The organism is Priestia sp. D3YE.R1 (assembly GCF_049199565.1).
In the GTDB taxonomy this organism is placed as follows: domain Bacteria; phylum Bacillota; class Bacilli; order Bacillales; family Bacillaceae_H; genus Priestia; species Priestia aryabhattai.
In genome coordinates, this window is the sequence record NZ_JBLTHW010000007.1 from 67,601 (window position 1) to 84,592 (window position 16,992).

Genomic DNA, 16,992 nt, shown 5'->3' on the forward strand with positions numbered 1-16,992 from the left:
TATCCATATAAATTGAAAAAATAAAATTACTATGCAATAATCGAATGAGAATTACTTTCATTTAGAAAGGAAGATAAGATGTTTGTTGTAAACGCAAGTTTTGAAACAAAAAAGAAATTTGAAGAACAGCTCAGGCAAAAAGCTAAGAAAAACAAAACAGAAATTGAGGCAGCAAAAGGAAATTTATCGTTTGAATGCTGGAAAAAAGATTCCGCAGATAAAGTTGAATATGTCTTTGTATCCAAGTGGGAAGACAAGCAGTTCTTTCAAGCATGGATCTCAAGAGAAGAACATGTGAACGAACATAAAGAAGCGAATAAAAAGAAAACGAAAGCATTTCCTGAAGCTATGGAAATCAAGAAAACGCTGCGTTTTTATGAGGCGGTAGAAGAAGACATTCTTTCCTAAAAAAGCACGCTTGACTTTCATAAATGTTGTAACTATAATGATTACAACAAATTAGGAGTGAGAGCAATGAAAATTAGCAGTCGATTCACCGTGGCCGTTCACATACTGTCTTTAATTAAAGTAGATAGCAGTCATCCTAGTACTTCAGAGTGGATTGCTAGCAGTGTAAATACAAATCCTGTTGTTATAAGACGGGTAATTGGGATGTTAAAGAAAGCTGGACTTGTGGGCGTAAAAGCCGGAGCTGGCGGAGCTTATCTATTGAAAGATTTAGAAGAGATAACGTTGTTAGACGTTTATCGAGCGGTGGCGGCAGTGGAAGAAGGAGAATTGTTTCAAATGCATGAAAACCCGAATGTGGGGTGTCCTGTAGGAGCCAATATTCAAAGTGTCCTTGAATTGATTTTAAAACGTTCTCAAGATGCCATGGAACAAGTCTTAGCTGATGTGACCATGAAAGAATTAGTGACGGATTTAATAGCAAAAATAGATGCATGACAATATGCTTCTGTTCGTAAAAAACGGAGAAACCCAGGTTTCTCCGTTTTTTTATAGCTTCACAATTGTTCGTCCTCGAGCTTGTCCTTTTAATAAAGTAGGAAGAACCTCAGGGAGATCTTGTAAAGAAATTTCTTTCTGAATGAAAGGTTCAAAGCTTTCAGGCTTAAAGTCATTAGCCAGTCTATTCCAAATCTCTTTTCGAGCAGGCATTGGACAGTAAACGGAATCGATGCCGAGTAAATTAATCCCTCTTAAAATGAAGGGAAAGACGGTTGTTGGCACTTTGCCTCCAGCTGTTAGCCCGCTGACCGCTACAGAGCCTCCGTACTGAATTTGACTGAGAACAGAAGCTAGAGGCTCTCCGCCCACAGGATCCACCGCAGCGGCCCATTTTTGCTTGCCTAATGCTTTTAATTTGCCGTTATAAACGTCTTCACGCGTTAAAATAGAGGAAGCGCCAAGATCTTTCAAATAAGCTGCTTCCGAGCTTTTTCCCGTACTTGCTTCCACTGTGTAGCCTAATTTTGAAAGAATGGCAACCGCAAAGCTTCCTACACCTCCCGTAGCACCTGTTACAAGCACAGAGCCATTAGATGGACTAGTATGGTTTTCCTCTAAGCGATGCACAGATAAAGCAGCTGTAAAGCCAGCTGTTCCGATAATCATTGCTTCTTTTAACGTTAAATTTTCAGGAAGAGGCACAACCCATTCGCTGCGTACGCGCGCATACTCACTGTAGCCTCCAAAGTGCGATACGCCAATGTCATAGCTTGTTGCGATGACACGATCACCTTCTTTAAAATCAGGGCTGTCAGAAGATACAACGACTCCTGCTAGGTCAATCCCTGGAACAAAAGGATAGCTTGTCACAATATTGCCGTTTGCGATGCTGGCTAAGCTATCTTTATAATTCACCCCTGAATAATGCACGCGAATGAGTACATCGCCTTCTGGCAAATCGTTTAGCGTCAGTTCTTGGACAGAAGCCTCCACTTGTTCTTCACCTGTTTTATCTACCACTAATGCTGAAAATGATTGCCCCATTTTATTTCTCCTTTCTATACTGAGATGTATATATCTATACATAGATTACCTTATTTCTATACCCATTATAGAAAATAGTAAAAGAAGTTCCTAATACTTTGATTACGAAAGAGGCCATTTCATTATAAAATAGCGGTATAGCTATTAGGTAGCAATACATAGAAAAGAGGAGAAGAGAAATGAGCACAAACATATATTTTAACCATGATGCAGGGATTGATGATTTAGTATCCCTTTTTTTACTGCTGCAAATGGACGATGTAAAGGTAACGGGGGTATCTGTTATTCCTGCTGACGGATACTTAGAGCCAGGTATCAGCGCAAGCCAAAAAATTATTGATCGTTTTGGAAGTTATGATGTCGAGGTAGCCAAATCTACTTCACGCGGTATGAATCCATTTCCAAAAGAATGGCGCATGCATACGTTCTATGTAGATGCACTGCCGATTTTAAATGAAAAAGGGGAAGTGCAAACAAAAATAAGTCAGCTGCCTGCTCATGATCATTTAATTGAAACATTGCAGCACACAGCCGGAAAAACGACTTTATTATTTACAGGACCGCTAACTGATTTAGCAAGAGCACTTGAAAAAGCGCCGGAAATAGAAGAGAAAATTGATAAGTTAGTGTGGATGGGAGGTACATTTCAAGAAGTAGGAAATGTGCAGGAGCCTGAACATGATGGAACGGCTGAGTGGAATGCTTTTTGGGATCCAGAAGCAGTAGCAAAAGTATGGGAAAGCAGCATTAAAATTGAGATGGTTGCTTTAGAAAGCACAAATCAAGTTCCATTAACGCCGGCTATTCGCCAAATGTGGGCTTCACTTAGAAAGTACGAAGGAGTAGACTTTGTAGGGCAGTGCTACGCGGCTTGCCCGCCGCTTGTGCACGTTGAAACCAATTCAACATATTATTTGTGGGATGTACTCACAACAGCGTTTACAGGGAATTCAACACTTGTGAAGGTGAAAACCGTTTCGAGTATTGTGCATACAGAAACACCAAGCCAAGGAAGAACGGAAATTTCTGAAGAAGGACGACCTGTAGATGTCGTATATGATGTCACAGCTGAAGCATTCTTTACGTACATTACAGATTTAATGAAAAAAGCAGTAGCTAAATAAAGAAAAAGGTTGCACATGAAAGTGTGCAACCTTTTTAATGAATCATATTCAAGAATTGACGTGTCCGCTCTTGTTGAGGATTTGAAAATATTTGATCCGGTGTACCTCTTTCCATGATGACACCTTGATCCATAAAAATAACTTCATCTGCTACTTCGCGGGCAAAGCGCATTTCGTGAGTTACCACCACCATCGTCATTCCTTCTTTCGCCAGGTCTTTCATCGCTTGGAGAACGTCTCCTACAAGCTCAGGATCAAGAGCTGAAGTAGGCTCATCAAACAGCATAACTTTTGGGTCCATCGCCATTGCTCGAGCGATGCCAACACGCTGTTGTTGTCCGCCTGATAGTTGGAAAGGATAAAAGTCAAGCTTATCTCCTAAGCCAACTCGTGTTAATAATTCTTTCCCTCTTTTTTCTGCTTCTTGAGTAGAAATGCCTTTTACAATTACAGGACCTTCCATAACATTTTCAAGCGCACTTTTATGAGGAAACAAGTTATAGTTTTGAAAAACCATACCTGTTAGGCTTCGAAATGAAGTAATGTCTTTTTTACGAACAGGTTTGGTGAAATTCATGCTTTTTTTATCAAGTTCAATTGTACCGTCTGTTGGGATTTCTAACAGATTTAAGCAACGTAAAAAAGTAGTTTTACCCGATCCGGAAGGACCAATTAATACAATTACCTTGCCCTGTTCAACTTCTAAATCAATCCCTTTTAATACTTGCAAATCACCGAATGATTTATGCAAATTTTTGATATTAATCATATGAAAAACTCCTTTAGCTACTCGAAACGGTTATTTAGATACGTAACGATCTAGTCTTATTTCAATGCGTCCTTGGATAATGGATAAGATTGTGCACATAATCCAGTACAAGAGCGCTGCTTCACTATAAAGAAGTAAAAACTCATAGTTAGTCGAAGCAATTTCTTGAGCTTTACGGAACATCTCAGAAACCAGAATAAGCGATGCAAGTGACGTATCTTTAATAAGGCTAATAAAAGAGTTAGATAATGGCGGAATCGATACACGTGCTGCTTGCGGTAAAATAATCCGTCTTAACGCTTGGGAATAGGTCATACCAAGTGAGTAGCCAGCTTCCCACTGTCCTTTAGGAATAGATTGAATCGCTGCTCGGATAATTTCAGATGCATACGCACCTACACTTAATGAAAATCCAATAATAGCAGAGATAAATGGGTCAATTGTTATATCTAAATTGGGTAAGCCGTAGAAAATAATAAATAATTGCACAAGCAGCGGTGTACCTCGAATAATCGATACATAGATGCGCGCAATTATATTTAAAACTTTTATAGATGATAAACGGGCCAAGGCTGTTAAGACAGCTAAAATGATACCGAGTACAAACGTGATTAATGTTAGTGGAATAGAATATTGAATAGCTCCCTTTAGCATTGGTAAGAGAGATGATTGAGCGATTGAAATCAATTGATTCAATCGCTCTCCATCAGGAAAAATATTATTTAGGAGAAACATCTTCGCCAAACCATTTCTTGGAAATTTTTGCGTATGTTCCGTCTTTTTTCATATCTTTCAATGCTTTGTTTACTTCATCCACTAACTTACCGCTGTCTTTTCTAAACATAAAGCCGCTTGCAGCACCATCGGATTTTTCATCCGCGATTTTGATAGGTGCGTTAGGGTGCTTTTTCTTATAGTCAAGGAACGATAATTTATCGTTGATTGTAGCATCAACACGGTTTGCGCTCATTAGTTCTACTGCTTGAGCAAAACCTTCAGCACTCGTAATGTTTGCACCATAAGATTGAGCCATGTCTTTGTAGTTACTTGTTAATGACTGCGCTGATTTTTTTCCTTTTAAATCTTTAAATGATTTGATATCTTTTTCGTCTTTACGAACAATTAATACGGCGCCTGACTGGATGTATGGGTCAGAGAAATCGTATTTCTTTTGACGATCTTCACGAATACCCACTTCATTAGCAATCATGTCAAAGCGTTTAGCATCTAATCCGGCAAACATGCCGTCCCACTGTGTTTCTTTGAACTCAGCTTTTACGCCAAGACGTTTAGCTACTTCTTGAGCCAATTCTACATCAAACCCAGTTAGCTTTTGTTTGTCATCATGAAAAGTGAACGGAGGGTATGTACCTTCAGTTCCAATTGTTAATACGCCATCTTTTTTCACTTTATTATATAAATCCTCTTGTGAAGATTTATTGTCTCCATTGTTTGCTTCATTTTTTGAGCTAGAACCGCATGCGGCAAGCACAACTGTGAAAGCTAATAGTAGCGACAAAAGTGCAGCAAATTTCTTCATTTTCTAAACCCCCTAGTATTCTGATAGGAAATGATACTCTGTGATACTAAACAAGAACACAGCAAAAGTCAACAAAAAAAACTTATACGATTAATGTGACTTAAAATAAGGGAAATATACCTTCTATACACGGTTTGTCATAAGGATACAGAAAGGTTTTAAAATTTGGATTAAGTGGATTTTTAAGGGATATTTGAGGAGTAAAAAGGAAGTTTCATGCGACGATTTTCTCTTTCATTTTTTCATGACTTTTGGTGCAATAAACATATAGTTAAATGTTAAGGTAGAAATAAATTCCTTATGGTACACTTAAAGAAGAATTTATGAAACGGAGCGATATGATGAAAGCCATAAACTTAATCTCAATTGCCTTTGGTGCTATCGCTGGTACATATGCACGTTATTTGCTGAATCTTTCCTTATTATATACGGGCTATCCAATAGGAACGGTAATTGAAAACCTATTAGGAAGCTTCATACTAGGCCTATTAACAGGATTTTTTGCGTGGAAAAAGCCAAAAGAATGGATAAAGCTTGGACTAGGAGTTGGCGTGTGCGGCGGTTTTACAACGTATTCAACGTTTGCAGGAGACGTCATTTCTCTCACTCAGCACCATTTATTTTGGGGAGCCATTTATGTCATTGTCTCTTTAGTAGGTGGAATACTTCTTGCTTTAGCAGGCTATCTATGCGGTGAAGCGGCAGGGGAAAATTTAGTGAAAGTACATGAGGTGAAGTAAATGAGCATAGTGAGCTTGGCACTTGGCGGGGCAGCTGGAGGAATATGCCGTTATCTTTTGGGTTTAAAAGTTACAAAAACAGTTTCAAACCCTCCTTTTCCAGTATCAATGCTGTTTGTAAACTTGCTCGGTGCGTTTGGGCTTGGTCTTTTTTACGGTAGTTATTATGGAAAGGTTCCGAGTCATGCTTATGATGATTCAATATTTTTAATGATTGGCATTGGTTTTTTTGGTGCCTTTACCACTTTTTCAACGTTTAGTGTGGAAACCGTACAGTTAATTCGAGAAAAATCTTATCGGAAAATGTTGGCGTACGTGGGGATTTCAGCATTTGGAACAGTTGGTTTATTTGCAGTCGGTTTACTGGCAGGAACGTTTTTATTTAAGTAAAGAGAACGTTTCTAGTAGGGAAAAACAAAAAGACGGAGAAGTAGAGAATGGATAGAAAAGCAGAAGTTTGGAAATACATTTTGTTGATTGTAGCTGTTGCAGGTCAGATCATCGGTTTTTTATTTTTATTTATAAATGTTGTGGCGGCATTTATTTTTTACGGTTTTTATATTCTAACTTTTATTATGTTACTCCTGCTGTTTATATGGGATCGGAAAAAGGAAAAAGACAAAGAAGAATTTGACGACTATACCGATTACTAACCATATAAAAAGCAGAATAATGCGGTGCGCCGGGTCTCTTAGTAAAGAAGCTTAAAAGATACATCTATAAAAGGAAGAGAGCCGTAAGAGCATAAAGAGATATTGTATTTACATCTAGTTGTGTTATAATTTTAAGTGCAAAAACAAAATCAATAAATAGCAATCACTAGGGGAGCTTTTTGAAGCTGAGACGAATGTATTTCGGACCCTTTGAACCTGATCTGGTTTGGACCAGCGTAGGGAAGTGGCGATCATGTTTACATAACGAATACATGCTAACCACTCTACGTTGTAGAGTGGTTTTTTGTATGTAATAAAGCCCTCTGCACAAGATGAAGTGATTGAAATTTCTCTTTATTCTGAATGGAAAGGTTTCGATCATGTGGATATTCCTAAATTTCATGTCATTACAACAGATAAGCAGCCAATCGAAGAGCTTCAAAAAACTTTAACGGCTATCGCGCCTTTTGCGGGTGCCATTCATATTAGAGAAAAAGAGAAAACGGCAAAGCAGATTCAATGTTTACTAGAAAGCCTGCCATTTTGTCGCTCTAAAATTATTGTGAATGACCGAGTTGATGTAGCGCATGCTTTAAAAGCAAAAGGCGTACAGCTTGCCTATCATAGTTTAGACGTTTCGTTTGTTATAGACGCATTTCCTTCTCTTATTGTCGGAAAGTCAGTTCACTCTGTGGAAGAGGCTTTAGAAGCTGAAAAAGATGGTGCTCACTACATTCTATACGGACATATTTATTCAACACATTCAAAAAAAGGATTAAAGAGTCGAGGGATAGCAGCACTAAAAGAAGTAGTAGACGCTGTGCGGATACCGGTTATTGCCATTGGAGGAATTACTCCTGTAAATGCCAAAGAGGTACTTCAAACAGGAGCACACGGTATAGCTGTGATGTCTGGTGTCATGCTTGCGCAAGATCCCCTCAAAGCGATTAAACAATATTCTCATATATGGACATCTGGAGGTGGAGAAAATGAAGCAGCATTATGATGTACTGTTAATCGGAGGAGGTATAATCAGCTCTTCTATCGCTTATCATTTGTCAAAACAAGGAGCGTCAGTAGCTATTCTTGAACGCAATCAAATTGGTTGTGAAGCTTCAAGTGCAGCCGCTGGTATTTTAGGTGCTCAAGCTGAAATTGATGAAGAAGGTCCTCTTTTAGACCTTGCTATTAAGAGCAGAAGCATGTTTCCTGAACTGGTGAAGGAACTAAAAGAAAAAACGGCTATCGACGTAGAGCTCATTCAAAAAGGCTTATTAAAAGTCGCTGTAACAGAAGAAGATGCACACGTATTAAAGAAAAAAGCCGCTCAGCACCACCGGTGGGACAAAGATGTAAGATGGATTGATGTAAAAGAAGCGCGTTTGTTAGAACCCGGGCTCTCTCCAGACATATACGGAGCCATTACAATACCGGGAGACGGTCAGCTGGCTCCGGCTAAGTTAACGCAAGCTCTTGCTCATGGAGCCTTGTATCACGGAGCAGATGTATTCGAATACTGTGACGTTCATTCTCTTATTATGGAAAATGAAACAGTAAAAGGTGTACAGACGTCCAAAGGCTCTTTTTATGGAGAAAAAGTAGTTATCGCAGCTGGCTCATGGGCTAAACGCTTTATTTCTTCTGAACATTTAGGTGAGGTGTTTCCTGTAAAAGGAGAGTGTATTGCTCTGCAAAGTCATAAGCCCCTGCTTTCTAAAACGATTTTTTTAGATGAAGGTTTTTACTTAGTTCCTAAGACTGGTGGAAGAATCGTAATCGGGGCAACTAAGCTGCAGCATGATTTTACTAAGACCGTTTCTGCACAAGGTATTCAATTTTTGCTGAATAAAGCTTCTGCGCTTCTGCCGGCCATTAAAGAAGCTACATTTGAAAAAGCATGGGCAGGTCTTCGTCCACAAACAAATGATGGCTGGCCTTATTTAGGAGAGCACCCTGAAATAGCGAATCTACACATGGCTTTTGGCCACTACCGAAACGGTATTTTATTAAGTGCTGCAACTGGAAAAATTATGGCTGATGCTTTGTTAGGGAAAAAGCCGAATCATTCATTTTTTACATCATTTCAGCTAACAAGAGCAATGGAGGGAGTTCATTGAATCTAATTATTAATGGTAAGACCGTCACTGTCGGAAATGAAATTGAAACGGTCGAGCACTTGCTGCAGGCTCAGAGTCTGCATGAGCGAGTTGTAATTGTTGAATTAAACAAGAACATTTTGCAAAAAGAAGAACATAGCGATGCATGTTTAAAAGATGGAGATACATTAGAAGTTGTTTCATTTGTTGGAGGAGGATGAAGAGTATGTTAAAAATTGGACAATATACATTTAATTCACGTTTATTATTAGGAACAGGGAAATTTCCGGACTTTACGACTCAGCGTCAAGCGGTAGAAGAGTCGGAAACAGAAATTTTAACATTTGCTGTTAGACGAATGGATATTTTTGATCAAAATCAGCCTAATTTATTAGAAGCACTTGATGTGAAGCGTTTCACTCTTTTGCCTAACACTGCTGGAGCAAAAAATGCAGAAGAGGCCGTACGTATTGCTAAATTAGCAAAGGCTTCTGGACTTTGTGACATGGTAAAAGTGGAGGTAATTGGATGTAATAAAACGCTGCTTCCTGATCCAGTTGAAACATTAAAAGCTAGTGAAGAACTGTTAAAAGAGGGCTTTACCGTTTTACCTTACACATCAGACGATGTTTTACTTGCGCGCCGTTTGGAAGAGTTAGGCGTACATGCCATTATGCCAGGAGCTTCGCCTATCGGTTCAGGTCAAGGTATTATTAATCCGTTGAACATGCGTTTTATCATTGAACAATCAACTGTTCCAGTAATTGTAGATGCAGGTATTGGAACGGCTTCAGACGCAGCTCAGGCTATGGAGCTAGGAGCAGATGGGGTGTTATTAAATACAGCTGTTTCAGGAGCAAAAGATCCTGTGAAAATGGCTCGTGCTATGAAGCTAGCGATTGAAGCAGGACGAGCAGCATTTGAAGCAGGACGTATTGAAAAGAAACAATATGCAACGGCAAGCAGTCCAACAGAAGGGATGAGTATCGGTTGATTAATCGTTATTCCCGCCAAGAATTGTTTCAACCTATTGGAAAAGGCGGACAGCAGCAAATTCAAGAAAAGCATGTTCTCATTGTAGGAGCAGGTGCTCTTGGAACAGGGAACGCCGAGGCCCTTGCGCGAGCGGGAGTAAAGAAAATAACGCTCATTGACCGGGACTATGTAGAGTGGAGTAACCTTCAGCGGCAGCAATTGTATAGTGAAAAAGATGCTGATAAAAGAATCCCAAAAGCAATTGCCGCTAAAAAAAGGCTTCACGATATTAATCATGATGTAAAAGTAGAAGCCCACGTAGCAGACGGTACCCCTCAAGTTTTAGAACAGCTTGTTGAGGGGGTAGATGTTATGATTGATGCAACCGATAATTTTGACACACGCCTTGTAATGAATGATTTATCACAAAAATATGATATTCCTTGGATTTACGGAGCATGTGTAGGAAGTTACGGAATTAGTTATACTATCATACCAAGTGAAACACCGTGTTTATCCTGTTTGCTTGAATCTGTACCGCTTGGAGGGTTAACATGTGATACAGTGGGGATTATTAGTCCTGCTGTACAAATGGTAGTCGCTCATCAAGTAACAGAAGTGTTAAAAATATTAGTTGGAGACTGGAATGCACTCAGGAGGGAACTTGTTTCGTTTGACTTATGGAAAAATGAGTATACGAGCATTAATGTGAACGTGTTTCGCAAATCCGCTTGCCGCTCATGCGGCAGTGAACAAACGTATCCCTTTTTACAATATGAAAATCAAACGAAAACAGCTGTGCTATGCGGCAGAAACACGGTACAAATCCGTCCGGGTAAATCAGCCAAGCAGCCGCTGCAGTCTTTAGGTGAACGATTAAAAGAAAAAGGATATAAAATTGAACAAAATCCGTATCTGCTTTCTTTTTATGTAGATGATTACCGTTTAGTGATGTTTCAAGACGGGCGCGTCTTTGTCCATGGAACAAACGATATAGTAGAAGCAAAGTCACTTTATCATCGGTATATTGGGTAAGAAAGAGATGGAGGTTTCAAGCATGACAGTACCAAAAGCATTAACCATTGCTGGATCAGACAGCGGTGGAGGAGCAGGCATTCAAGCAGATTTAAAAACATTTCAAGAGCGTGACGTTTTTGGCATGTCTGTTATTACAGCTGTGACTGCACAAAATACAGTTGGGGTTCAAGGAGTTTATCCTTTAGAAGTAGAAGCAGTTGAAACGCAGTTAGATTCAATTGCGACTGACTTATTTCCTAATGCAGTGAAGACAGGTATGTTGTTCAGTGCTGATATTATTTACGCAGTGGCTCGTAAAATCAAACAGTACGGACTGCAAAATGTTGTAGTTGATCCCGTTATGATTGCAAAAGGCGGTCAGTCTCTTCTTCAAAGAGAAGCTGTACAGGCTCTAAAAGAATTATTGCCTCTTTGTGAAGTGATTACGCCGAACATACCGGAGGCGGAAGTCATCACGGGTAAAGAAATTCACACGATTGAAGACAGAAAAGAAGCGGCAAAACAGATGCATGAGCTAGGTGTAAAGTACGTGGTAATTAAAGGCGGACATGATCAATCTCATCAAGATATGATTGATCTAGTGTATGATGGCCATACGTACGTTGAAATCAAGCATGAAAAGATGACCACAAAGCATACACACGGAACGGGATGCACGTTTGCTGCTTGCGTCACGGCTGAACTAGCGAAAGGCAAAAGCGTAGTTGAAGCAGTTCAAACCGCTTCGGATTTTGTTCACTATGCGATTAAGCATACGCTTGAAATTGGTTCCGGACATGGTCCTACTAATCATTGGGCGTATGGAAAATACTTTCGTTCAAATATATAAAAAAAACGTGCCTACAATCTAGGCACGTTTTTTATGAAGAAGGAATATGTGTCGGAATCTCTCCATCGATGCCTAAATAATAATGTCTAAGGGGCTTTAAATTATCATCAAGCTCATAAACAAGCGGCACGCTTGTGGGAATATTCAAGTTCGCAATGCCATCAGGTGAAATGTTATCCAAATACTGCATCAGAGCTCTAATCGTATTACCGTGAGCGGAAATAATAACCTTTTTGCCAGCTTTAATAGAAGGAGCAATAGTTTCGTTCCAATATTCTAGAACCCGCTTTTCTGTATCGGCTAAGTTTTCCGTTACAGGAAATTGTCCCTTAGCTAATTCCTTATACTTCGGGTTGGAAGCTTCATAGCGAATATCTGTTGTCTCTAAAGCAGGAGGGCGTTCGTCCATAGATCTTCTCCACAAATGTACCTGCTCTTCTCCAAATTTTTTTGCGGTTTCTTCTTTGTTCAAGCCTTGAAGAGCTCCGTAGTGACGTTCGTTCAGTCTCCAAGATTTATATACAGGAATCCACATAAAGTCCATTTGGTGTAAGATAATCCATAGAGTACGAATGGATCGTTTTAAAACAGAAGTATAGGCGATATCAAAAGCATATTCGTTTTTCTTTAGCACTTTTCCGGCTTCTCGCGCTTCTTGTAATCCATTTTTAGAAAGGTCTACATCCGTCCAGCCTGTAAATTTATTTTCCAGGTTCCATACGCTTTGTCCATGCCGAATCAATACAAGTTTTATCATCATATTCTCCTTTCAACAGTGACTAAGGACTCTATTCTTTTTTATTATGAGAAGGAAAGAGTTTTTTATCCTAAAGCCGGGGAAAGGAGTTTTTAACATTTAGAAAAAGTGATGCTGAAAAGTAAAGCTTTAACTTTTTTACGCATATGATAAAAATAAAAAAGGGAAGGGAAGATAGTGGATGAGTGACCAAGAACGTCAGATTCAAGCGCTGCACGGCCAGATTGAAGATTTAAAAGAAGAAATGTATCAAATGAAGCTTGATATTAGCACATTAGAGAAAGAAAAAGGAAAGCCTGTTTTGACACCGGCTCTCGTTGGTCAAATAGGAGGTTTTGTTCTAGGTGGATTAGCCATAATCGGTATTTTTTGGATGTAGAACTTCTCGTTTTGAAAACGAAAAGTTCTCCTGATTTTTCAATAAGCAATTCCAACGCGGCATTTGGGAAATTTTTGAGCCCATATCTCATGGTAGGTAAAGTGAGCGGTATCTCCCGTTGAAATTTTAACAGCATCAGCTGGTAAAATATCTTTTTCCACTCGGTACGTGCCTGTTATTTCACCCTCAGGCAAGTATGTTGGGCATATAACAGTCCAGTTTAGATCACTTTCCTTCAAGTGTAAGTATCCTTTTAAATGATCTTCTGCTGCTCTGGTCGTTTTACGCTTTGATTCATTTGATTGAAAACGATATTTTTCTGGTTCTGTTCGTGATTGTAAGATGCCTGCAGTTCCAATAGTAATAATACGATGAACGCCGTAATGCTTCATGCTGTTTATAATGAGCGGCATACTTTTTGAAATGGTCTCTGCACCATCTGTATTTAACGCGCTGACTACGATATCTTGGTGCTTGAGGGCAAAGTTGATATTTTCTTGATGACAGACATCGCCTTGTAAGATATGTAGGTTTGGATGACTAATCTTTAGCTTGTTGCGGTCTCTAACAAGTACAGTAACGTCGTTTTCATCTTTTAGCATCATTTTTAATAAAGACTGTCCAACTCGTCCTGTTGAGCCTAATAGTAAAATTTTCATTGGCTACACCTCTCTATAAAAGATAGTATCTATTCTTTAGGATATACAATCTGTATACTTATTCATAATAAAACGCATGCGTAGCATAAAGTAATACAAAGTTGATGAATGAAATATTCAACAACAAAAAAATTTGATATGATAAAAAGACAGAAAAATCAAAAAATAGGAGAGTGAATGTCTTTTGGGAGACTTGCCTCTGAATCAAATGATGATATTAGTCGTTTTGCTTATGTTATCAGCTTTCTTTTCATCTGCTGAGACAGCCTTTTCAAGCGTAAATAAAATTCGTTTAAAACACTACGCTGAGAAAAAATATCGAGGAAGTAAAAAAGCGCTGCATATTGCTGAACACTTTGAGCAGACGCTATCGACAATTTTAGTAGGAAATGTTGTTGTAAACATTGCTGCGTCCTCTTTGGCAGCTAAAATTGCCCTCGATATGTTTAAAGGAAACCTAGCACTTGTGATTAGTATCATCGTTATGACCATCATCATTTTGATTTTTGGTGAAGTCTTACCGAAATCGTTAGCGAAAGAGCATGCCGAATCTTTTGCGCTGATGATTTCTTCCTTGTTATTTCTTATTATTAAATTATTAACCCCGATTTCCTTCTTATTTTTACAGGTGAAAAAAGGAGCTTCTCACTTGTTAGCGTCTGCTCCCACACCAACGATTACAGAAGATGAAATTAAAGTGATGGTAGATTTAAGCGAAGAAGAAGGAACGATTAATAATATTGAAAAAGAGCTAGTTCATCGTTCACTCAATTTTAATGATATTGTGGTGGGGCAAATTTTAAAACCTAGAATAGATGTCACAGCAGTTGACGTAAATGCCGATATTGATTCGGTTTGTCAAATGTTTCTTGAAGAGAGGTATTCGAGAGTTCCTGTATACGAAGATCATATTGATAATATTATTGGCATTTTATCGGAAAGAGAATTTTTAACCTGTTTAGTCCAAAGAAAAGAGATTTCTATTCGTGATTTGTTGAGACAACCTATTTTTGTAGTAGAATCCATGAAAATATCTGTTCTATTGCCAGAGCTCCAAAAAAGTAAGGTGCACATGGCAATTGTAGTTGATGAGTTTGGTGGAACGGCCGGTCTTGTGACCTTAGAGGATATATTAGAAGAAATTGTAGGAGAGATTTGGGATGAACATGATGAAGCTGTTAAGTATGTACACCAGATAGGGGAAAAGGAGTACGAATTTAACGCCGACATCCCTATTGATGAATTTTTAACCTATGTAGCAGTTAGTTCTCCTGACAGTACGTGCCATACCTTAGGGGGATGGATATATGAGCAGTTTGATCATATTCCTGCTAAAGGAGACTTTTTCTCATATGAAGAGATATTGTTTACCATTAAGGAAGTAGAAAATCGACGTATTCGCAAAGTTTCCGTAAAATCATTTGCGAATACGAATGAGGAAGCTGATTAAAAGAAACTAGAAAGCGCTCCAAGAGATCTTGGAGCGCTAAAGCCATAATATGAAATTAGTTAATATTAGTACTTGCCGCCTAAGTTTTGCTCAGCTAATTGTACTAAACGTTTTGTGATTTCGCCACCAACAGATCCGTTCGCACGAGCTGTTGCATCTGGTCCTAAGTTTACACCAAACTCACTAGCGATTTCGAACTTCATTTGATCGATAGCAGCTTGAGCACCAGGCGCTACTAACTTGTTTGATGAATTTCTGTTTGATGCGTTTTGATAATTTGCCATGTGTATTCATCTCCTCGTTAGATAAAATAGATTGTAATGGTTGAGTTAGCTGGAGTTGAACCAGCCGAGCAGATGCATCGATTAGATCTGCTTGCCTACCGCGGCGTAACTCAATGTTTGCGAGCCGTTGTGCTCGGTTGTTACTAGTATTATGGCGAAAGGGAAAAAAACATATACATAGAAATTAATTGGTAATTTATAGAAAATATTATGTGGAGTTTGATAAAGAGTAAGAGAGTTTTATTCCGTGCATATTATAGGTACATATTGATCAGGTAAAGAGAGGTGTGCGGATGTCGATTTGTTCCTTATGTAATGGGTTTAGTGATGTACAAATGACGTGCAAAACATGTGGAGGACTGCTGGGGGATATGGGAAAAGTCAGCGATTATTTTGATGATTACAGTGCTTACATGGAAATCGATCAGTTAAAAGTAGAAAATGGGTATCCTAGTGATTTAGCAAATCACCAATGTATTCATCTCTTTTACTGCTCTGCTTGTCACAGTGAAGAGTTGAAGCAAATACAGGAATAAAAAAAGACCCCTAGGGGTCTTTTTTTATTCGTGTTCAGCACGGATGCGCTGTTCGGATTCTGCATCAAAGAAATGCGCTTTGTTCATATCTAATGCTAAGTCTAGAGATTGAAGCGGTTTAATATCTGTTCTTGAATCTACGCGTGCTACAAAATCTTGTCCGCCAAGTTTAGAATAAAGCATGGTTTCAGCTCCCATTAACTCGGATACATCCACTTTGATTGTAACTTTTGTGCCAGGTGAAGATTCAATAAATACAGGCTCATCATGGAAATCTTCAGGACGGATGCCTAAAATAATTTGTTTGTTTAAATATCCTTGCTCGCGAAGTATTTTCATTTTACCTTCCGGAACTGCAAGAAGAGAATCGCCTACTTGAACCTTTCCGTCTTTTAACGTTCCGGTTAAGAAGTTCATAGCAGGAGAACCAATAAACCCGCCTACAAATACATTTTCAGGTTTTTCATATACTTCTTTTGGTGTACCAACCTGCTGGATAATCCCATCTTTCATAACAACTAGCCGAGAAGCCATTGTCATTGCTTCGGTTTGGTCATGTGTTACGTAAATTGTCGTTGTACCCAAACGCTGGTGAAGCTTCGCAATTTCAGAACGCATTTGCACACGTAATTTCGCGTCTAAGTTTGATAAAGGTTCGTCCATTAAGAAGACCTTAGCATCACGAACGATTGCACGACCTAGAGCTACACGCTGACGCTGTCCGCCGGATAATGCTTTTGGTTTGCGTTCTAAGTATTGCTCAAGTCCTAAAATACGAGCGGCATCTTTTACGCGGCGGTCGATTTCATCTTTTGGTAATTTACGAAGTTTTAAGCCAAAAGCCATGTTGTCATATACGCTCATATGCGGATACAATGCGTAGTTTTGGAATACCATTGCAATATCGCGATCTTTTGGGGCAACGTCATTTACACGCTTGCTGTCAATATAAAAATCACCTTTGGAAATTTCCTCTAGGCCTGCAACCATACGAAGCGTTGTCGATTTCCCGCAGCCTGAAGGCCCAACAAATACAATAAATTCTTTATCTTGAATGTGAAGGTTAAAATCTTTTACCGCCGTCACATCTTTATCATACATTTTATAAATATGTTCTAAACGTAATTCAGCCATTTCCATTTCCCCCTTGTATGTATTCTGTGAAACCGTTTTCTTAACTCTAGTGTAATTTTTTTTTATGAAACGGTAA

At 38.9% G+C, this 16,992-nt stretch carries 23 protein-coding genes and 1 riboswitch; of the genes, 15 read left to right on the forward strand and 8 right to left on the reverse strand.

The annotated features are described in order from the left end of the window. Positions 1–78: 78 nt before the first annotated feature. Together ACOZIR_RS25405 and ACOZIR_RS25410 are read left to right on the forward strand one after the other, a co-directional pair. Entirely contained in the window at positions 79–408 is a 330-nt protein-coding gene (locus ACOZIR_RS25405) for an antibiotic biosynthesis monooxygenase family protein (protein WP_045292446.1), read from the forward strand. A 66-nt stretch (positions 409–474) separates the two neighbouring features. Next, the gene (locus tag ACOZIR_RS25410) at positions 475–906 is read left to right on the forward strand and encodes an Rrf2 family transcriptional regulator (protein ID WP_045292445.1); all 432 of its coding nucleotides are present in this window, start codon (positions 475–477) and stop codon (positions 904–906) included. Positions 907–957: 51 nt separating this feature from the next. Here ACOZIR_RS25410 and ACOZIR_RS25415 read toward each other — a convergent pair whose 3' ends face one another. Then, the gene (locus ACOZIR_RS25415; RefSeq protein WP_310879096.1) at positions 958–1,953 is read right to left on the reverse strand and encodes an acryloyl-CoA reductase; all 996 of its coding nucleotides are present in this window, start codon (positions 1,951–1,953) and stop codon (positions 958–960) included. 179 nt (positions 1,954–2,132) lie between these two features. On the opposite strand from ACOZIR_RS25415, the gene ACOZIR_RS25420 reads away from it, so the two are divergent. Beyond that, on the forward strand, positions 2,133–3,077 hold the full coding sequence (locus tag ACOZIR_RS25420) for a nucleoside hydrolase (RefSeq protein ID WP_045292441.1): 945 nt from the start codon (positions 2,133–2,135) through the stop codon (positions 3,075–3,077). Positions 3,078–3,111: 34 nt separating this feature from the next. Here ACOZIR_RS25420 and ACOZIR_RS25425 read toward each other — a convergent pair whose 3' ends face one another. Genes ACOZIR_RS25425 through ACOZIR_RS25435 form a run of 3 tightly spaced genes read right to left on the reverse strand, consistent with a single transcriptional unit; the run spans position 3,112 to position 5,386 of the window. Then, the gene (locus tag ACOZIR_RS25425; RefSeq protein WP_045292439.1) at positions 3,112–3,846 is read right to left on the reverse strand and encodes an amino acid ABC transporter ATP-binding protein; all 735 of its coding nucleotides are present in this window, start codon (positions 3,844–3,846) and stop codon (positions 3,112–3,114) included. Positions 3,847–3,876: 30 nt separating this feature from the next. After that, complete coding sequence (locus tag ACOZIR_RS25430; RefSeq protein ID WP_013055275.1) at positions 3,877–4,581, reverse strand: amino acid ABC transporter permease; 705 nt, start codon at positions 4,579–4,581, stop codon at positions 3,877–3,879. Next, complete coding sequence (locus ACOZIR_RS25435; protein WP_013081647.1) at positions 4,565–5,386, reverse strand: amino acid ABC transporter substrate-binding protein; 822 nt, start codon at positions 5,384–5,386, stop codon at positions 4,565–4,567. Before ACOZIR_RS25435 ends, ACOZIR_RS25430 begins: the two co-directional genes overlap by 17 nt. A gap of 323 nt (positions 5,387–5,709) precedes the next feature. On the opposite strand from ACOZIR_RS25435, the gene ACOZIR_RS25440 reads away from it, so the two are divergent. The 9 genes from ACOZIR_RS25440 (at position 5,710) to thiD (ending at position 11,717) form a co-directional block, all read left to right on the forward strand. Continuing rightward, entirely contained in the window at positions 5,710–6,126 is a 417-nt protein-coding gene (locus tag ACOZIR_RS25440) for a fluoride efflux transporter FluC (RefSeq protein WP_237758457.1), read from the forward strand. After that, positions 6,127–6,516: a fluoride efflux transporter CrcB gene (gene crcB, locus ACOZIR_RS25445; RefSeq protein ID WP_045292437.1), complete on the forward strand. Its 390-nt coding sequence runs from the start codon at positions 6,127–6,129 to the stop codon at positions 6,514–6,516. It abuts the gene before it with no gap. 47 nt (positions 6,517–6,563) lie between these two features. Further along, complete coding sequence (locus ACOZIR_RS25450; RefSeq protein WP_013055279.1) at positions 6,564–6,779, forward strand: hypothetical protein; 216 nt, start codon at positions 6,564–6,566, stop codon at positions 6,777–6,779. A gap of 158 nt (positions 6,780–6,937) precedes the next feature. Next, positions 6,938–7,039: riboswitch (TPP riboswitch) on the forward strand. Between the two features lie 122 nt (positions 7,040–7,161). Further along, positions 7,162–7,785 (forward strand): thiamine phosphate synthase, encoded by a 624-nt coding sequence (locus ACOZIR_RS25455; RefSeq protein ID WP_045292504.1) that lies wholly within the window; start codon positions 7,162–7,164, stop codon positions 7,783–7,785. Continuing rightward, entirely contained in the window at positions 7,769–8,896 is a 1,128-nt protein-coding gene (thiO, locus tag ACOZIR_RS25460) for a glycine oxidase ThiO (RefSeq protein ID WP_045292434.1), read from the forward strand. Before ACOZIR_RS25455 ends, thiO begins: the two co-directional genes overlap by 17 nt. Continuing rightward, positions 8,893–9,096, forward strand: coding sequence for a sulfur carrier protein ThiS (gene thiS / locus ACOZIR_RS25465; RefSeq protein WP_045292431.1), 204 nt, complete (start codon positions 8,893–8,895; stop codon positions 9,094–9,096). Before thiO ends, thiS begins: the two co-directional genes overlap by 4 nt. A gap of 5 nt (positions 9,097–9,101) precedes the next feature. After that, positions 9,102–9,869, forward strand: a complete 768-nt coding sequence (locus ACOZIR_RS25470) for a thiazole synthase (RefSeq protein WP_045292429.1) — start codon at positions 9,102–9,104, stop codon at positions 9,867–9,869. Then, positions 9,866–10,885 carry a thiazole biosynthesis adenylyltransferase ThiF gene (locus tag ACOZIR_RS25475; RefSeq protein ID WP_045292428.1) on the forward strand — a complete coding sequence of 340 codons (1,020 nt, stop codon included), beginning with the start codon at positions 9,866–9,868 and terminating at the stop codon, positions 10,883–10,885. Before ACOZIR_RS25470 ends, ACOZIR_RS25475 begins: the two co-directional genes overlap by 4 nt. 22 nt (positions 10,886–10,907) lie before the next feature. Further along, complete coding sequence (gene thiD, locus ACOZIR_RS25480; protein WP_045292427.1) at positions 10,908–11,717, forward strand: bifunctional hydroxymethylpyrimidine kinase/phosphomethylpyrimidine kinase; 810 nt, start codon at positions 10,908–10,910, stop codon at positions 11,715–11,717. Positions 11,718–11,748: 31 nt separating this feature from the next. Here thiD and gpmA read toward each other — a convergent pair whose 3' ends face one another. Further along, positions 11,749–12,474, reverse strand: coding sequence for a 2,3-diphosphoglycerate-dependent phosphoglycerate mutase (gene gpmA, locus ACOZIR_RS25485; protein ID WP_045292426.1), 726 nt, complete (start codon positions 12,472–12,474; stop codon positions 11,749–11,751). A 181-nt stretch (positions 12,475–12,655) separates the two neighbouring features. Here gpmA and ACOZIR_RS25490 point away from each other — a divergent pair, with 181 nt between their 5' ends. Beyond that, the gene (locus ACOZIR_RS25490; protein WP_016762958.1) at positions 12,656–12,853 is read left to right on the forward strand and encodes a hypothetical protein; all 198 of its coding nucleotides are present in this window, start codon (positions 12,656–12,658) and stop codon (positions 12,851–12,853) included. Positions 12,854–12,891: 38 nt separating this feature from the next. Here ACOZIR_RS25490 and ACOZIR_RS25495 read toward each other — a convergent pair whose 3' ends face one another. Beyond that, positions 12,892–13,512 carry an NAD(P)-dependent oxidoreductase gene (locus ACOZIR_RS25495; RefSeq protein ID WP_045292425.1) on the reverse strand — a complete coding sequence of 207 codons (621 nt, stop codon included), beginning with the start codon at positions 13,510–13,512 and terminating at the stop codon, positions 12,892–12,894. Between the two features lie 184 nt (positions 13,513–13,696). On the opposite strand from ACOZIR_RS25495, the gene ACOZIR_RS25500 reads away from it, so the two are divergent. After that, positions 13,697–14,962, forward strand: coding sequence for a hemolysin family protein (locus ACOZIR_RS25500; protein ID WP_045292423.1), 1,266 nt, complete (start codon positions 13,697–13,699; stop codon positions 14,960–14,962). 65 nt (positions 14,963–15,027) lie between these two features. Here ACOZIR_RS25500 and ACOZIR_RS25505 read toward each other — a convergent pair whose 3' ends face one another. After that, positions 15,028–15,246 carry an alpha/beta-type small acid-soluble spore protein gene (locus ACOZIR_RS25505; protein ID WP_013055290.1) on the reverse strand — a complete coding sequence of 73 codons (219 nt, stop codon included), beginning with the start codon at positions 15,244–15,246 and terminating at the stop codon, positions 15,028–15,030. Positions 15,247–15,539: 293 nt separating this feature from the next. Here ACOZIR_RS25505 and ACOZIR_RS25510 point away from each other — a divergent pair, with 293 nt between their 5' ends. Then, positions 15,540–15,782, forward strand: a complete 243-nt coding sequence (locus ACOZIR_RS25510; protein WP_045292421.1) for a hypothetical protein — start codon at positions 15,540–15,542, stop codon at positions 15,780–15,782. Positions 15,783–15,806: 24 nt separating this feature from the next. On the opposite strand, the gene ACOZIR_RS25515 is transcribed toward ACOZIR_RS25510, so the two are convergent. After that, positions 15,807–16,916, reverse strand: a complete 1,110-nt coding sequence (locus ACOZIR_RS25515; RefSeq protein ID WP_013055292.1) for an ABC transporter ATP-binding protein — start codon at positions 16,914–16,916, stop codon at positions 15,807–15,809. Between the last annotated feature and the right edge of the window lie 76 nt (positions 16,917–16,992).

Coding starts and splice junctions, on each gene's coding strand:
- ACOZIR_RS25470 (WP_045292429.1), top strand. CDS start 9,102: ATGTTAAAAATTGGACAATATACATTTAATTCACGTTTATTATTAGGA.
- ACOZIR_RS25430 (WP_013055275.1), bottom strand. CDS start 4,581: ATGTTTCTCCTAAATAATATTTTTCCTGATGGAGAGCGATTGAATCAA.
- ACOZIR_RS25415 (WP_310879096.1), bottom strand. CDS start 1,953: ATGGGGCAATCATTTTCAGCATTAGTGGTAGATAAAACAGGTGAAGAA.
- ACOZIR_RS25450 (WP_013055279.1), top strand. CDS start 6,564: ATGGATAGAAAAGCAGAAGTTTGGAAATACATTTTGTTGATTGTAGCT.
- thiO (WP_045292434.1), top strand. CDS start 7,769: ATGAAGCAGCATTATGATGTACTGTTAATCGGAGGAGGTATAATCAGC.
- ACOZIR_RS25405 (WP_045292446.1), top strand. CDS start 79: ATGTTTGTTGTAAACGCAAGTTTTGAAACAAAAAAGAAATTTGAAGAA.
- ACOZIR_RS25490 (WP_016762958.1), top strand. CDS start 12,656: ATGAGTGACCAAGAACGTCAGATTCAAGCGCTGCACGGCCAGATTGAA.
- ACOZIR_RS25425 (WP_045292439.1), bottom strand. CDS start 3,846: ATGATTAATATCAAAAATTTGCATAAATCATTCGGTGATTTGCAAGTA.
- ACOZIR_RS25495 (WP_045292425.1), bottom strand. CDS start 13,512: ATGAAAATTTTACTATTAGGCTCAACAGGACGAGTTGGACAGTCTTTA.
- ACOZIR_RS25440 (WP_237758457.1), top strand. CDS start 5,710: ATGAAACGGAGCGATATGATGAAAGCCATAAACTTAATCTCAATTGCC.
- crcB (WP_045292437.1), top strand. CDS start 6,127: ATGAGCATAGTGAGCTTGGCACTTGGCGGGGCAGCTGGAGGAATATGC.
- ACOZIR_RS25410 (WP_045292445.1), top strand. CDS start 475: ATGAAAATTAGCAGTCGATTCACCGTGGCCGTTCACATACTGTCTTTA.
- ACOZIR_RS25510 (WP_045292421.1), top strand. CDS start 15,540: ATGTCGATTTGTTCCTTATGTAATGGGTTTAGTGATGTACAAATGACG.
- ACOZIR_RS25420 (WP_045292441.1), top strand. CDS start 2,133: ATGAGCACAAACATATATTTTAACCATGATGCAGGGATTGATGATTTA.
- gpmA (WP_045292426.1), bottom strand. CDS start 12,474: ATGATAAAACTTGTATTGATTCGGCATGGACAAAGCGTATGGAACCTG.
- ACOZIR_RS25515 (WP_013055292.1), bottom strand. CDS start 16,916: ATGGCTGAATTACGTTTAGAACATATTTATAAAATGTATGATAAAGAT.
- thiD (WP_045292427.1), top strand. CDS start 10,908: ATGACAGTACCAAAAGCATTAACCATTGCTGGATCAGACAGCGGTGGA.
- ACOZIR_RS25435 (WP_013081647.1), bottom strand. CDS start 5,386: ATGAAGAAATTTGCTGCACTTTTGTCGCTACTATTAGCTTTCACAGTT.
- ACOZIR_RS25505 (WP_013055290.1), bottom strand. CDS start 15,246: ATGGCAAATTATCAAAACGCATCAAACAGAAATTCATCAAACAAGTTA.